General features: G+C 63.8%; 10 protein-coding genes. 5 read left to right on the forward strand and 5 right to left on the reverse strand.

Annotated features, from left to right (window positions below):
- Positions 1–254: 254 nt before the first annotated feature.
- Positions 255–2,318, forward strand: coding sequence for a TonB-dependent receptor (locus ABXS05_RS14640; protein ID WP_367624411.1), 2,064 nt, complete (start codon positions 255–257; stop codon positions 2,316–2,318).
- Between the two features lie 58 nt (positions 2,319–2,376).
- Here ABXS05_RS14640 and ABXS05_RS14645 read toward each other — a convergent pair whose 3' ends face one another.
- Positions 2,377–3,279 carry a LysR substrate-binding domain-containing protein gene (locus ABXS05_RS14645; RefSeq protein WP_367624412.1) on the reverse strand — a complete coding sequence of 301 codons (903 nt, stop codon included), beginning with the start codon at positions 3,277–3,279 and terminating at the stop codon, positions 2,377–2,379.
- Positions 3,280–3,462: 183 nt separating this feature from the next.
- On the opposite strand from ABXS05_RS14645, the gene gcvT reads away from it, so the two are divergent.
- From gcvT to ABXS05_RS14665, 4 genes are all read left to right on the forward strand, one after another.
- Positions 3,463–4,620, forward strand: coding sequence for a glycine cleavage system aminomethyltransferase GcvT (gene gcvT / locus ABXS05_RS14650; RefSeq protein ID WP_367624413.1), 1,158 nt, complete (start codon positions 3,463–3,465; stop codon positions 4,618–4,620).
- Positions 4,621–4,630: 10 nt separating this feature from the next.
- Entirely contained in the window at positions 4,631–4,993 is a 363-nt protein-coding gene (gene gcvH / locus ABXS05_RS14655) for a glycine cleavage system protein GcvH (RefSeq protein ID WP_367624414.1), read from the forward strand.
- A 133-nt stretch (positions 4,994–5,126) separates the two neighbouring features.
- Complete coding sequence (gene gcvP / locus ABXS05_RS14660; protein WP_367624415.1) at positions 5,127–7,973, forward strand: aminomethyl-transferring glycine dehydrogenase; 2,847 nt, start codon at positions 5,127–5,129, stop codon at positions 7,971–7,973.
- Positions 7,974–8,140: 167 nt separating this feature from the next.
- Entirely contained in the window at positions 8,141–9,547 is a 1,407-nt protein-coding gene (locus ABXS05_RS14665) for an L-serine ammonia-lyase (RefSeq protein WP_367624416.1), read from the forward strand.
- 78 nt (positions 9,548–9,625) lie between these two features.
- Here the strand turns inward: ABXS05_RS14665 and ABXS05_RS14670 are convergent, their stop codons facing one another.
- From ABXS05_RS14670 to ABXS05_RS14685, 4 genes are all read right to left on the reverse strand, one after another.
- Entirely contained in the window at positions 9,626–10,531 is a 906-nt protein-coding gene (locus ABXS05_RS14670) for an ABC transporter substrate-binding protein (RefSeq protein ID WP_367624417.1), read from the reverse strand.
- A gap of 65 nt (positions 10,532–10,596) precedes the next feature.
- Positions 10,597–11,661, reverse strand: coding sequence for a FecCD family ABC transporter permease (locus tag ABXS05_RS14675; protein ID WP_367624418.1), 1,065 nt, complete (start codon positions 11,659–11,661; stop codon positions 10,597–10,599).
- On the reverse strand, positions 11,658–12,671 hold the full coding sequence (locus ABXS05_RS14680; protein WP_367624419.1) for a FecCD family ABC transporter permease: 1,014 nt from the start codon (positions 12,669–12,671) through the stop codon (positions 11,658–11,660). The genes ABXS05_RS14675 and ABXS05_RS14680 overlap by 4 nt, the downstream gene beginning before the upstream one ends.
- Positions 12,668–13,456 carry an ABC transporter ATP-binding protein gene (locus tag ABXS05_RS14685; protein ID WP_367624420.1) on the reverse strand — a complete coding sequence of 263 codons (789 nt, stop codon included), beginning with the start codon at positions 13,454–13,456 and terminating at the stop codon, positions 12,668–12,670. Before ABXS05_RS14685 ends, ABXS05_RS14680 begins: the two co-directional genes overlap by 4 nt.
- Positions 13,457–13,509: the final 53 nt, after the last annotated feature.

Raw genomic sequence — 13,509 nt, forward strand, 5'->3', positions numbered from 1 at the left:
TACAATAATACTCTAATTAAAATCTAGAATTTTACCAAACTGCACAATAAATTGTGTCATTATTATCACATATCTTCGTCAATCAATATAATATACTTCCATTACATTGACTGCGCCTGCACTTCGCCTCCTAGATTGCACATCGAGGCCGCGCATTGCGCGGCATGCGTTTGTTTGGGCTGTGGAGGGCTGCCGTGGTTACAGGTTTGACAAGTCGTTTTCTGTGCGGCGCGAGTGCGATGGTGTTGTCTGCCATGCTGACGATGCCGGCCTCTGCGCAAAATCGTCCGGCGGGCAACGAGGAGCCGATCGAGCTCGATCCAGTCTATGTCACCGGCGAGAAGATCCGGCGCAGCCTCGATGAGACCGCATCCTCGGTGAGCGTGCTGACCGACAAGGACCTCGCCGAGAAGACGGGCGAAAACTCCCTGTCGGAGGCGCTCAACGATGTGCCGAACCTCGTGCCGATCGGCACGACCGGCGCGCCATCCATTCGCGGCCAGGATACCCAGGGGCCCAATGCCGGCTCGATCGCCTTTCTGTCCGGCACCGTGCCGCGCGCCAGCATCAATGTGGATGGCCACTATCTGAGCTTCTACGAGTATCTCTACGGCGGCACCTCGATCTGGGATGTCGACAGTGTCGAGGTCTTCCGCGGGCCGCAGACCACGTCGCAGGGTGCCAATGCCATCGCCGGTGCTATCCTAGTCAAGACCAAGGATCCGACCTTCAAGCCCGAAGCAGCCTATCAGATGGAATATGGCAGCTACGACACCAGGCGCGGTTCCTTCATGCTGTCGGGACCGCTCAGCCAGGATTTTGCGGCGCGCATCGCCGTGGATTATTGGGGTCGCAACACCTTCATCGACTACATTGCCCCCACCTTCGCCAAGGGCAAGACGGACCAATCCTTCGACGAATTGAACCTGCGCGCCAAGCTGCTCTGGCAGCCCCAGGCCATTCCCGGCCTTAAGGCCAAGCTGACGCTTGCCCATACCGACACGAACCGGCCGACCCTGGAAGCAGCCTTTCTGCCCTATGACGATCTCAAGAGCGGCACGCTGCAGATGCCGAGCTTCCGGCAGCGCACCAATACGGTGATCTTCGATCTGGACTATGATTTTCAGAACGGCATGAAGCTCTCCAACCAGACCCAGTATTCGCAGTCGCGCTATGATCGCTTCGGCGTACCGCGCTCAAACGGCAGCGCCGACATTGCCCAGAAGAACATCTCCAACGAATTGAAGCTCAATTTCGGCGAGGAAAAGGACGTCTGGCACGGCGTCGTCGGGCTTTACTATGCCCACACCACCTCGGATGAATCGCTCATCCTGCTTAATCGACAACGGCAACCTGGATTGTCGAGCTTCGACGACACCAAGGACAATGTCGGCGTGTTTGCCGAAGTCAATCGCAGGTTCGACGAACGCTGGCTCCTGACAGCGGGTCTGCGCTACGAGCATGATACCGTCAAGCGCGACGGCTTCACCAGCCTAAGTGTCATACCCATCGATTACGACAAGAGCTTCGATGCCCTGCTGCCGAAATTGTCGCTCGCCTACAAGTTGACGGACAAGATCACTGTCGGTGCCCTGGTCAGCCGCGGTTTCAATCCAGGCGGTGTCTCATTCAACACGGCCGCACCCGCGGGCGAAGATCCCTGGAGGCGATTCAAGGCTGAGAAAGTGTGGAACTACGAGCTGTTCACCCGCGCCCATTTCCTCGATGATCGCCTGTTTGTCACCGGCAATCTCTTCTACAATGATTTCAAGGATGCTCAGCGTTTCGTCAGTGTTGCGGTCCCCGGCAACAATCTCACCCAGCTCTATACGGTGAATGCCGAGAAGGCGCACGCCTATGGCGCCGAACTCGGCTTTGATTACCGCATCCTCGACAATGTCCGGCTCAAGGCCGGATTCGGGGCGCTCGTCTCCAATATCGACAAGATCACCAGCGAGCCAAAATATCAGGGCAACGAGTTCCAGAAGGCCCCCGGCTACATGCTGAGCCTCGGTGTGAGCTGGGACGTCACCCCCAAACTCAACGTCTCTGCGGACCTGCGCCATCTCGACGGCTATTACTCGGATGATGCCAACTCGGCGAACCTCTCCATCAAGCCCTATACGATCGCAGATGCGCGTGTGAGCTATCAGCTCAGCGAGCACGCCCAGATTTATGGCTATGTGAAGAACATTTTTGACGAGCGCGCAGCGACCTTCAGACAGATCAACCGCTCTACCGCTACCGCAACTCCGGTTGTCGAGGCCGCCATGACCGCGCCGCGCATGATCGGCATCGGGTTGCGCGGAACGTTCTGAGCGGGCTGCGACAAGCCCTCCTCACGGCCGATCCGGGGTTCTCTCGGATCGGCCGTTGCTATTCCGGCAGGGGCAAGGCTCGCGGCCGCCCGCCCCGTCCCAGTTCGGTATCGGCGAAGCTCTCGGCGATATAGTCCTCGAGGCGAATGATCGCCTCGCTCGAATTGCCGGCAAGCCGGTGCAGCCTGAGTTCTAGATGGCCGAGCGGCGGGAAATCATCGCGCTCGCCGAGCATGCGCACGCCCGACGGCGCCGCACTCTCCGCCATCACCGTCACGCCCAGCCCCGCCCGCACGGCGGCGGAAATGCCGTCATAGCTCGAGCTGAGATAGGCGATCCGGCAAGGCCTGCCGAGCCCGTTCAATGTTTCCAGGATGCGGCGCCTGTAGATGCAGGGCGGCGGTGCCACCACCAGGGGCAAAGGGCTCTGGGTGTGGCGCTCATGGTCGGCGCTCGTCATCCATACCAGCGGCTCGGTGAAGATCTGGCGTCCCTCCGTCAGGTTCGGCTCGTCATGCAAGGCAATCACGAGATCGAGGTCGCCATCGGCCTGGCGGCTGAGCAGGTTCTTGCTCAGGTCGCTCGTCACTTCCAGCATCACATTCGGATGGGACTGGGCGAACTTGCCCAGGAAGTCCGGCAGCAGCGAAGCTGTATATTCATGCGGGGCACCCAGCCGGATGCGCCCCGCAACCTTGGGCTGGCGCATACTGGCAAGCGCTTCGTCGTTCAAGGCCAGGATGCGGCGCGCGAACTGGGCGAGCAACGTTCCCTCCTGGGTGAGCTGCAGCTTGTGCGCATCCCTTTGAAAGAGCTGCGCAGCCACGATTTCCTCAAGCCGGCGGACCTGGAGGCTCACCGCCGACTGGCTGCGGCCGACCAATGCACCGGCGCGCGTAAAGCTGCCGGAATCGATGGCCTTCACGAAGGTGCGCAGGAGTTCCGTGGGAATGTTCTGCATGGCATTATCATGAGAATTATCAATTCTAACATTTGAACTATGAATTTCTGCAATGTCAAACGATCTGGCATATCCAGGCTATCCGGAGACGTCGGCGCAACCGGCGGCCCGGGATGCCAGGCCTGCACGTGGACCGGCATTTAAGAGACTTGATCTGACAAGAACACCACCGAGGACATGCCCATGGACGACCGGAACGAACTTGACCGGAATGACCTTGGAAAGACGCCGCTGACCGCGCTCAATGCCGCGCTTGGCGGCCGAATGGTGGAATTTGCAGGCTATGACATGCCGGTGCAGTTTCCCGAGGGCGTGGCGAAGGAGCACCTCCACACCCGTGCCCTGGCCGGGCTGTTCGATGTCGGCCATATGGGCCAGGTCGTGCTCCGCGCGAAATCCGGGAAATACGAGGATGCCGCTCTGGCACTGGAGCGGCTGGTCCCGGTCGATGTGCTTGGGCTGAAGCCGGGGCGCCAGCGCTACGGGCTTTTCACAGACGCGAGGGGCGGCATTCTCGACGATCTGATGTTCGCCAATCGCGGCGACCATCTCTTCCTCGTCGTCAACGCGGCCTGCAAGAGCCAAGACATCGCCCATCTGCGTGCCCATCTGTCCGAGGACTGCGAGATCGAGGAACTCACGGACCGCGGGCTCATTGCCCTCCAGGGGCCTGCCGCGGAGGCCGCGCTGGCCAAGCTTGCGCCGCAGGCCGCCGCCATGGCTTTCATGGACGTGAGGGAGCTGACCATTCTCGGCGTGTCCTGCCTGGTTTCCCGCTCGGGCTATTCGGGCGAGGACGGTTACGAAATCTCGGTACCCTCAGCCCAGGCGGAAGAGCTGGCCAAGGCCCTGCTCGCCGATCCTGATGTGCATCCCATCGGGCTTGGCGCACGCGACAGCCTTCGGCTCGAAGCGGGGCTCTGCCTCTACGGCAACGATATCGACACCTCCACGACGCCTGTCGCGGCGGCGCTCGAATGGGCCGTGCAGAAGGTGCGGCGCACCGGCGGCGCCCGGGAAGGCGGCTTTCCGGGAGCCGAAGTGATCCTACCCGAATTCGAGCATGGCGCACCACGCCGGCGCGTCGGCCTCGCCGCCGAAGGCCGCGCACCGATCCGAGCTGGTGCAGAACTCTTCATCGATGAAACGGCGCCGGCGCCGATCGGCCGCGTCACATCCGGCGGTTTCGGCCCCACCCTCGGCGCTCCCGTTGCGATGGGCTATGTTCCCACGGCCAGCGCCGAACCGGGCACCCGGCTCTTCGCCGAGGTGCGCGGCAAGCGCCTGCCGGTCGTCGTCGCCACCCTTCCCTTCATCACCCCGCGCTACAAGCGCAGCTGAGAGGCCCACCATGACGAAATTCACCGAAGACCATGAATGGCTCGACATCGCCGACGGCATCGCCACGGTCGGCATTACCGGTCATGCCGCCGAGCAGCTCGGCGACCTCGTCTTCGTCGAGTTGCCCGGTGTCGGCAAGCGCCTGTCGAAGGGCGATGTCGCGGCAACGGTCGAGTCCGTCAAGGCCGCCTCTGACGTCTATTGCCCGCTCGACGGCGAGATCGTCGAGGTAAACGAGGCCATCGTCAATGACCCGTCCCTCGTCAACTCCGATCCGCAGGCCGGTGGCTGGTTCTTCCGTCTCAAGCTCGCCAATGCCGACGACGCGGCCGGCCTGATGGACGAGGCCGCCTACAAGGCCCATATCGGCTAGAGCATTTTGTGATCTGACGAAATCGTCAAGTATCGCAAAGACGCTCGAGCCAATTCTTTGAATTGGCTTGGAAACAAGGAGTTGGAGCAAACAAGCGTTCGGTCTCGAACGCTCTTTGCTCTGAGAGGGCACGATGTCTCACACCGAAACCACCTATGATCCCTATGATTTTGCCAACAGGCGCCATATCGGCCCCTCCCCGGCCGAGATGACGGAAATGCTGAAGGCTGTCGGTGCCGACAGCCTCGATGCGCTGATCGATGCCATCGTGCCGGCGGCAATCCGCCAGAAGGCGCCGCTCGCCTGGGGGCCGGCACTGTCCGAGCACGGCGTGCTCAACCGCCTGCGCGAGGTCGCCGACAAGAACCGCGTGATGATCTCGCTGATCGGCCAGGGCTATTACGGCACCGTCACGCCGCCGGCGATCCAGCGCAACATCTTCGAGAACCCCGCCTGGTACACGGCCTACACGCCCTATCAGCCGGAGATCAGCCAGGGACGCCTCGAGGCCCTGCTGAACTTCCAGACGATGATCTCGGATCTGACCGCCCTCGACGTCGCCAATGCCTCGCTGCTGGACGAAGGCACCGCGGCCGCCGAGGCGATGGCGCTGTGCCGGCGTTCCGCCAAGTCCAAGGCGAACGCCTTCTTCGTCGACCACCATTGCCATCCCCAGACCATTGCGGTGATCCAGACCCGCGCCGCCGCGCTCGGCTGGGACGTCGTGGTCGGCGACCCCTTCGCCGATCTCGATCCGGCCGGCGTGTTCGGCGCGATCTTCCAATATCCCGGCACCTATGGCCATGTGCGTGACTTCACCGGCGTGATCGAGGCGCTGCACGGCGCCGAGGCGCTGGCCTGCGTCGCTGCCGACCCGCTCGCCCTGACCATTCTCAAGGCGCCCGGCGAGATGGGGGCCGACATCGCCATCGGCTCGACCCAGCGCTTCGGCGTACCGATGGGCTATGGTGGCCCGCATGCCGCCTATATGGCGGTGCGCGACGCGCTCAAGCGCAGCATGCCCGGCCGCATCGTCGGCGTTTCGATCGACGCGCGCGGCAACCGCGCCTATCGCCTGTCGCTGCAGACGCGCGAGCAGCATATCCGCCGCGAAAAGGCGACTTCGAATGTCTGCACCGCCCAGGCGCTGCTGGCGGTGATGGCTTCGATGTATGCGGTGTTCCATGGCCCGACCGGGCTCAGGGCGATCGCCGAGCGTGTCCATCGCAAGATGGTGCGGCTGGTCAAGGGCCTGGAAAGCCAGGGCTATAAGGTCGAGCCGTCGACCTTCTTCGACACGGTGACGGTCGAGGTCGGTGCAGTCCAGGGCGCTATCCTGAAATCGGCCGAAGCCGAAGGCATCAACCTGCGCCGGGTCGGCACCAGCAAGATCGGCATAGCCTATGACGAGCGCACCCGCCGCGGCCATACCGAAGCCATCTGGCGCGCCTTCGGCATCGACCGCAAGGACGATGACCTCACCCATGACTATCGGCTGCCCGACGCCCTGGAGCGGACGTCTCCCTATCTGACCCATCCGATCTTTCATCTGAACCGCGCCGAAGCGGAAATGACGCGCTACATGCGCCGCCTCGCCGATCGCGATCTCGCACTCGACCGTTCGATGATCCCGCTCGGCTCCTGCACCATGAAGCTGAACGCCACCGCCGAAATGGCGGCGCTGAGCTGGCCAGAGTTCGCCGACGTGCATCCCTTCGCCCCCGATAGCCAGACCCAGGGCTATGCGGAGGCGATCACCGATCTGGAGGCCAAGCTCTGCCAGATCACCGGCTATGACGCCTTCTCGATGCAGCCCAATTCCGGCGCACAGGGTGAATATGCCGGCCTCCTGACCATCCAGGCCTATCACCAGGCGCGCGGCGACCATCATCGCGACGTCTGCCTGATCCCGACCTCGGCCCATGGCACCAATCCCGCCTCCGCGCAGATGTGCGGCATGAAGGTGGTCGTCGTCGGCGTCGCACCGAACGGGGACATCGACGTGGCCGACTTCCGCGCCAAGGCGGAGGCCCATTCCGCCAATCTCGCCGCCTGCATGATCACCTATCCCTCGACCCATGGCGTGTTCGAGGAGACGGTGCGCGAGATCTGCGAGATCACCCACGCCCATGGCGGCCAGGTTTATCTCGACGGCGCCAACATGAATGCCATGGTCGGGCTCGCCCGCCCCGGCGACATCGGCTCCGACGTCAGCCATCTCAACCTGCACAAGACCTTTGCCATCCCGCATGGCGGCGGCGGTCCGGGCATGGGGCCGATCGGCGTCAAGGCCCACCTGGCGCCCTATCTGCCGACCCTGCCGCAGAGCGGCGAGAAGGGCGCGGTATCCTCGGCGCCCTATGGCTCGGCCTCGATCCTGCTGATCTCCTGGGCCTATTGCCTGCTGATGGGCGGCGAGGGCCTGACCCAGGCGACCAAGGTGGCGATCCTCAACGCCAACTACATCGCCAGCCGTCTCGCGTCTTCCTATCCGATCCTCTATTCGGCCAGGGGCCGGGTGGCGCATGAGTGTATCCTCGACACCCGCGTGCTCAAGGACCGCGCCGGCGTGAGCGTCGACGACATCGCCAAGCGGCTGATCGATTGCGGCTTCCATGCCCCGACCATGAGCTGGCCGGTGGCGGGTACGCTGATGGTGGAACCGACGGAGAGCGAACCCAAGGCCGAACTCGACCGCTTCATCGCGGCCATGCTCGGCATCGCGGCGGAGGCCGAGGCGATCGTGGCGGGCAAGCTCGATCCCGAAGACAACCCGCTCAAACATGCCCCACACACCGTGGAAGATCTGGTGGGCGAGTGGAACCGCTCCTACAGCCGCGAGATCGCCTGCTATCCGGCCGGCGCTTTCCGGGTCGACAAATATTGGTCGCCGGTCAACCGCGTCGACAATGTCTATGGCGACCGCAACCTGGTCTGTTCCTGCCCGCCGCTCGAAAGCTATGTCGAGGCCGCCGAATAAGGGCTAGAGCAAAGTGCGATTTCTCTGAATCGCACTTTATCTCCAACTCTTTGTTTTGACGCGTTTTCTTGATCGAAAAGTCTATCAACTTTTCTGGAAAACACTTCAATGACCACGCTGGATGCAGGCGATCTTCGGGATCGCCTGCCTTGAGTAGAGAGCCAGGCATGTTTCTGTCGATTTTCGACATCTTCAAGATCGGCATCGGGCCGTCCTCGTCTCACACGATGGGACCGATGGTGGCGGCGGGACGCTTCCTGGACGAATTGAGGGCTCTGGTGGAGCATAAATCCGCCATGACGGATCTGCGGCTCAAGGTCAGCCTGCACGGTTCGCTCGCCTTCACCGGCCACGGCCATGCCACCGACCGGGCCGTCATCCTCGGACTGATGGGATTCCTGCCTGCCACCATCGACCCGGACCTGGCACAGGAAAAGGAAGCCGAGCTCCGCCAGGCGGGCGTGATCAGACTTCCCGGCCTGCCGCCGCTCACCTTTGTCCCCGACACCGACCTCGTCTTCGACTATGGTCCGCCTCTGCCCGGCCATGCCAATGGCCTGGTCCTCGCCGCCACGGATGCGAATGGCGAGCTGCTTCTCAGCCGGACCTATTATTCGATCGGCGGCGGCTTCGTCCTGTCGGCCGAAGAGCTCGAAGCCCAGCGCAACAGGGATGCGGCCTCATCCGACGAACCGGGTGCGCTCGGCTTTCCCTATCCCTTCAGCACGGCTGCCGAAATGCTGGCGATGGGGGCTTCCTCCAATCTCAGCATCGCCGAGATGAAGCGGGCCAATGAGCACCTCGTCTATGGCGACACGCTGGACGACAGGCTCGATGCGATCTGGGCTGCGATGGACGGTTGCATCGATCGCGGCTTGCGGCAGGACGGCATCCTCCCGGGGGGCCTGTCGGTGCGGCGCCGTGCGCGCACCATTCACCAGCAGCTCCTGGCCGAACAGGGCCGCAATCTCGAACAGCCCCATGTCGTCAATGACTGGATCTCGATCTATGCCATGGCGGTCAACGAGGAGAACGCCGCCGGCGGGCGCGTCGTCACCTCGCCCACCAACGGGGCGGCCGGCGTGGTGCCGGCCGTGATCCGCTACTACCGCGACCATTGCCGCGGCTCGAGCCATGAAGGCATCCGCGATTTTCTGCTGGTCGCCGCCGCCATCGGTGGCATCATCAAGTACAATGCCTCGATCTCGGGGGCCGAAGTCGGCTGCCAGGGCGAGGTCGGATCGGCTTCGGCCATGGCGGCGGCAGGCCTCTGCGCTGCGCTCGGCGGCTCCAACGAACAGGTGGAGAACGCGGCCGAAATCGCGCTGGAACACCATCTGGGCATGACCTGCGATCCGGCCAAGGGCCTCGTACAGGTGCCGTGCATCGAGCGCAATGGGCTCGGCGCGATCAAGGCGGTGAGCGCCGCCAGCCTGGCCTTGCGCGGTGACGGCAAGCATTTCATGCCGCTCGACAATTGCATCGAGACGATGCGCCAGACCGGCATCGACATGAATCTCAAATACAAGGAGACCTCGACCGGCGGGCTTGCCGTCAACCTGCCGGAGTGCTGAGAGCCGGCGAGGCGAGTTGCGATCGGAACGAAGGCGTTGCTCTCTACGCCCCACCCTGCCGCCGCTGCGGAGCCTGGCTCACTCCTTCCTGGCGGCGAAGGCGTCGAGCGTGTGTTCGGCGCTGGCGATGGTGGGGGTGGCGACCTCCCCGGAGTCGAGATAGAGAATGCGCCCTTCCCGCGCCGGCTTGAGGAACTTGTCCCAGCCCGGCATGATCTTGCCGAGCCGGGCGCGGATCGCCGCTTCCGAGCGGTCTTTTTCGGCATAGCTGTTCATGATCACCAGCAGGTCGGGATCGACCCGCCCGAAGATCTCCGGGCTCAGCGGCGTGGCGAAGATCGAGCCGAGGCCCTTGCCTGCCCCCATGCCCTCCACCTTGGCGGGGTGATAGCCGAGATCCTCCAGGGCCTGGATCGCGCCCGAGATCTCACCGACCAGATTGACCTGGTCATGCACGATGACGGCCATATAGGTCCGCTCCCGCTCGCTGGGCGGCAGCTTGGCCTTGAGGGCGGCGACCCGGTCGAGATAGGTCTTTTTGCGCGCAGCGAATGCATCCTGCCGGCCAAGAAGCCTGGCCAGATCCTCCTCGACGCCGATACCGCGCGTCCTGCCGGTGCTGGCCTTCTGCAGATAGACCGGCGCGATCGCCGAAAGCTGGCCGGCCTTGTCGACATCGCGCTCGGTGCCGATGATCAGGTCCGGATCGAGCTTGCGCACCTTTTCCAGATCGATCTGGCCGACAGCGCCGATGCCGGTCGGCTTGGGAGCTTTTCTCGCCAGCACCGTATCGATGAAATCGACGGCGGTCAGCATCCGCCCGTCTTCGGAGCGGCCGTAGCTGCCGGCGATGTCGACGCCGAGGTCCAGAAGCGGTAGCCCCAGAAGGGGTTCATGCAGCACGATGATCCGTTTCGGATCCTGGGGAATGGTGACGGAGCGCCCGGTATCGTCGGTCACGGCGCGGTCCGCAGCCAAAGCCATCTGTGCCGCCAACATGGCCGGGATCAAAACGGCCCATCGCATGGTCTTGCGCATGGTCTTGCCTTTCAGTGTGTCCGAAACAATTTGAGCGCCCTCAGGCGCAGGGAGAGGATGAAGAGCGGCACACCAACCAGGGTGAGGCTCAGCCCGAGCGGCATGGCGATCTCGCCAGCCACCGCCCTCGTCAACCCGTCGGCCGATATCACCAGGACCCCGCCCATCAACCCGGCCAGGAACAGCCTCGCCCGTGCCAGCGCGGGTGAAAGGAAGCCGACGAGCTGTGGCGCCAGCACACCCAGGAACATCAGCGGGCCCACAGCGGTGACGGCAGCCGCACCCAGCAGCACTGCGAGTACGAGTACGATCGGCCTCGACCGGTCGATCGGCTCGCCCAGAGCAAGCGCCATCTCCTCGCCGAGCTCATAGGGGCCGAGCGCGTGCCCGGCCAGGAAGGCGACGGGCAGGCTGAGCAGGAACCAGGGAGCCAGGGCGGCGATCCCGGTCCAACTCGCCTGGAACAGCGACCCCGCCAGCCAGCTCGACAAGGCGTAGGATGTCTCGCTCGGCGTATAGAGGATGAGCAGGGAAGCGATGGAGGACAGAACAGTCTCGATCGCGATGCCCATCAAGAGGATGGCGAGGCCGTTCGAACGCTCGCGCCCGACCAGGATAAGCAGGGCCAGGGCCACGCCGAGCCCTCCGCCCAGCGCCGCCAGCGGGATCAGGGCCTTCGATGCAGTCGGAGCATAGATCAGGAGCAGCATGATCATGATCATCGAGCCCTGGCTGAGTCCCAGCAGGCCGGGATCGGCGAGAGGATTGCGCGTGAGTGACTGCAGCATCGAAGCCGCCATCGCCACCAGCCAGCCGGCGAGAAAACCTGTGAGGATGCGGGGCAGCCGGACATCCCACAAGGCATAGGCCTTGTCGGGATCGAGCGGGGCGGCGCCGAGGGCAGCGGCAAGGTCCCCCAGCCCCGCTTTGATCGATCCCATGCCCAGGGACAATGCCGCCAGGGCGACAGCGGTCACGATCAGGAAGAAGCCGGCATAGAGATTGCCAAGCCGGATCTGCAGGCCACCAGGCCAACGCAGCACGGCCTTGCCGTCGACAGCCCGCGCCAGCTTCACGACGGGCTCCTTGCGGCCGTGCCGAGATAATAGCGCCGGACGATCAGGGCGAAGACCACGCCGCCCATCAGGTCCAGGAGCACGCCGGTGTGCAGGACATAGGGTTTGAAGGCCTCGCGCGCGGCAAGGTCAGCGAGCAGGCACAGGCCTGCGCCACAGACGGCGCAGGCCGGCAGGCCAAACTTGAATCCCCCGCCGACGAAGGGACGGACGAGATGCGGCACCACCAGGCCGACGAAGCCGATCGGCCCGCAGATCGCCACGGCGGAACCGGCGGCGCAGGCCACGGCCGTCAAGGCGAGGCGCGAAACGAGGGTGACGTCGACACCGAGCGAGGCCGCCTTGCCGTCGCCCAGGGCAATCAAGGTGAGCGGCCGTGCCAGCAATTGCAGCCCGATCAGGGCGATCGGGCCGATCCACCAGAAGCGCAGAAGGCGGTCGGCATAGACATGGTTGATGTTGCCGTTCACCCAGCCGAGGAAATCCATGCGCCGGGCCGGATCGGAGAGCAGGAAGGCATTGGCAATGCCGATGAAGAACATCGAGACCAGCGCGCCGGCCAGGATGAGCGCCAGGCCGCGCGGATCATGCGAGAGTCCGGCGAGCCGTGCCACCGTGAGGCTGGCGGCAAAGCCGACGACGGCACCGGTCAGGGCGGCGAGGCCCTGCGCATCGAGGCCGAAATCGAACAGATAGGCCCCGGCGACGACAAAGGCCGTGGCGCCGGCATTGATGCCCAGGGTCGAGGGGGAAGCGAGCGGGTTGCGGGTCAGGCCTTGGAGCACCAGGCCGCCGCAAGCCGTTGCAGCGCCGGCATAGAGGGCAATCAAGGCGCGTGGCAGCCTCTGATAGATGACGACATAGTCGTCATAGCTCGCCGGCTCGAAACGCAGGACCGCCGCGACAACCTCGGATGGCGGAATCGCCTCCGCCCCGAAGCTCAGATTGGCGACGACGAGCAGCACGAGCACTGCGCATGCCGCGCCGAGAAGGAGCCAGCGCCGGATCATGCTGCGACCGGCTTTTCCGCTTGCACACGCGGCAGGCAGACGAGCCTGCCCTGCCGCTCGAAGATGTCGACGTCGAGATCGAAGACCTGCCCGACATTGCTGGAGGTCATCACCTGCCCGGCGGGTCCCTTGGCCACGACCTGCCCGTCATGCAGCATGATCACTTCATCGGCGAAGGTCGTCGCCAGATTGATGTCGTGCAGCACCATGACGATGGTCTTGCTTTGCTCGAGGGCGAGGCTCTGCACCAGTTCCAGCACGGCATATTGATATTTCAGGTCGAGATGGTTCACCGGCTCGTCCATCAGGATGATGGGCGTGTCCTGGGCCAGCACCATGGCGATCCAGGCGCGCTGCCTTTGGCCGCCGGAGAGCGAGGTGAGCGGCCGATGTGCCATGTCGGCAAGGCCTACTCTCTCGAGGGCCTGTCGAAACAGCAGCCGGTCACGCACGCTCGGGCCCGCCATCGCCGATGTCCGGGCATAGCCGGCCAATTCGATCAGCTCGCCCAGCGTCATATAGTCGGGACAGTGGCTGTCCTGCGGCAGATAGGCAATTTCGCGAGCGAGCGTCTTGCGCCCAATGACCCGGATCGACTGTCCCGCCAGGGTGATCTCGCCGGCGCTCAGGGGCAAAAAGCCCATGATCGCTTTCAGCAGGGTCGATTTTCCGCAACCATTCGGGCCGATCAGGACATTCAGGCGCCCAGGCTCGAAATCGACCGACACTCCCCGCAAGACGGGCTGCCTGCCATAGCCGGCCACCACATTGTTCGTCCTGAGCACCGTGTAATCACCCAACGCAAATCACGCTTGAATACAGATTAAGTTACGGTAAA

This window comes from Labrys neptuniae (genome assembly GCF_040797145.1).
Classification (GTDB): Bacteria; Pseudomonadota; Alphaproteobacteria; order Rhizobiales; family Labraceae; genus Labrys; species Labrys neptuniae.

Coding starts and splice junctions, on each gene's coding strand:
- ABXS05_RS14640 (WP_367624411.1), top strand. CDS start 255: ATGCTGACGATGCCGGCCTCTGCGCAAAATCGTCCGGCGGGCAACGAG.
- ABXS05_RS14645 (WP_367624412.1), bottom strand. CDS start 3,279: ATGCAGAACATTCCCACGGAACTCCTGCGCACCTTCGTGAAGGCCATC.
- gcvT (WP_367624413.1), top strand. CDS start 3,463: ATGGACGACCGGAACGAACTTGACCGGAATGACCTTGGAAAGACGCCG.
- gcvH (WP_367624414.1), top strand. CDS start 4,631: ATGACGAAATTCACCGAAGACCATGAATGGCTCGACATCGCCGACGGC.
- gcvP (WP_367624415.1), top strand. CDS start 5,127: ATGTCTCACACCGAAACCACCTATGATCCCTATGATTTTGCCAACAGG.
- ABXS05_RS14665 (WP_367624416.1), top strand. CDS start 8,141: ATGTTTCTGTCGATTTTCGACATCTTCAAGATCGGCATCGGGCCGTCC.
- ABXS05_RS14670 (WP_367624417.1), bottom strand. CDS start 10,531: ATGGCTTTGGCTGCGGACCGCGCCGTGACCGACGATACCGGGCGCTCC.
- ABXS05_RS14680 (WP_367624419.1), bottom strand. CDS start 12,671: ATGATCCGGCGCTGGCTCCTTCTCGGCGCGGCATGCGCAGTGCTCGTG.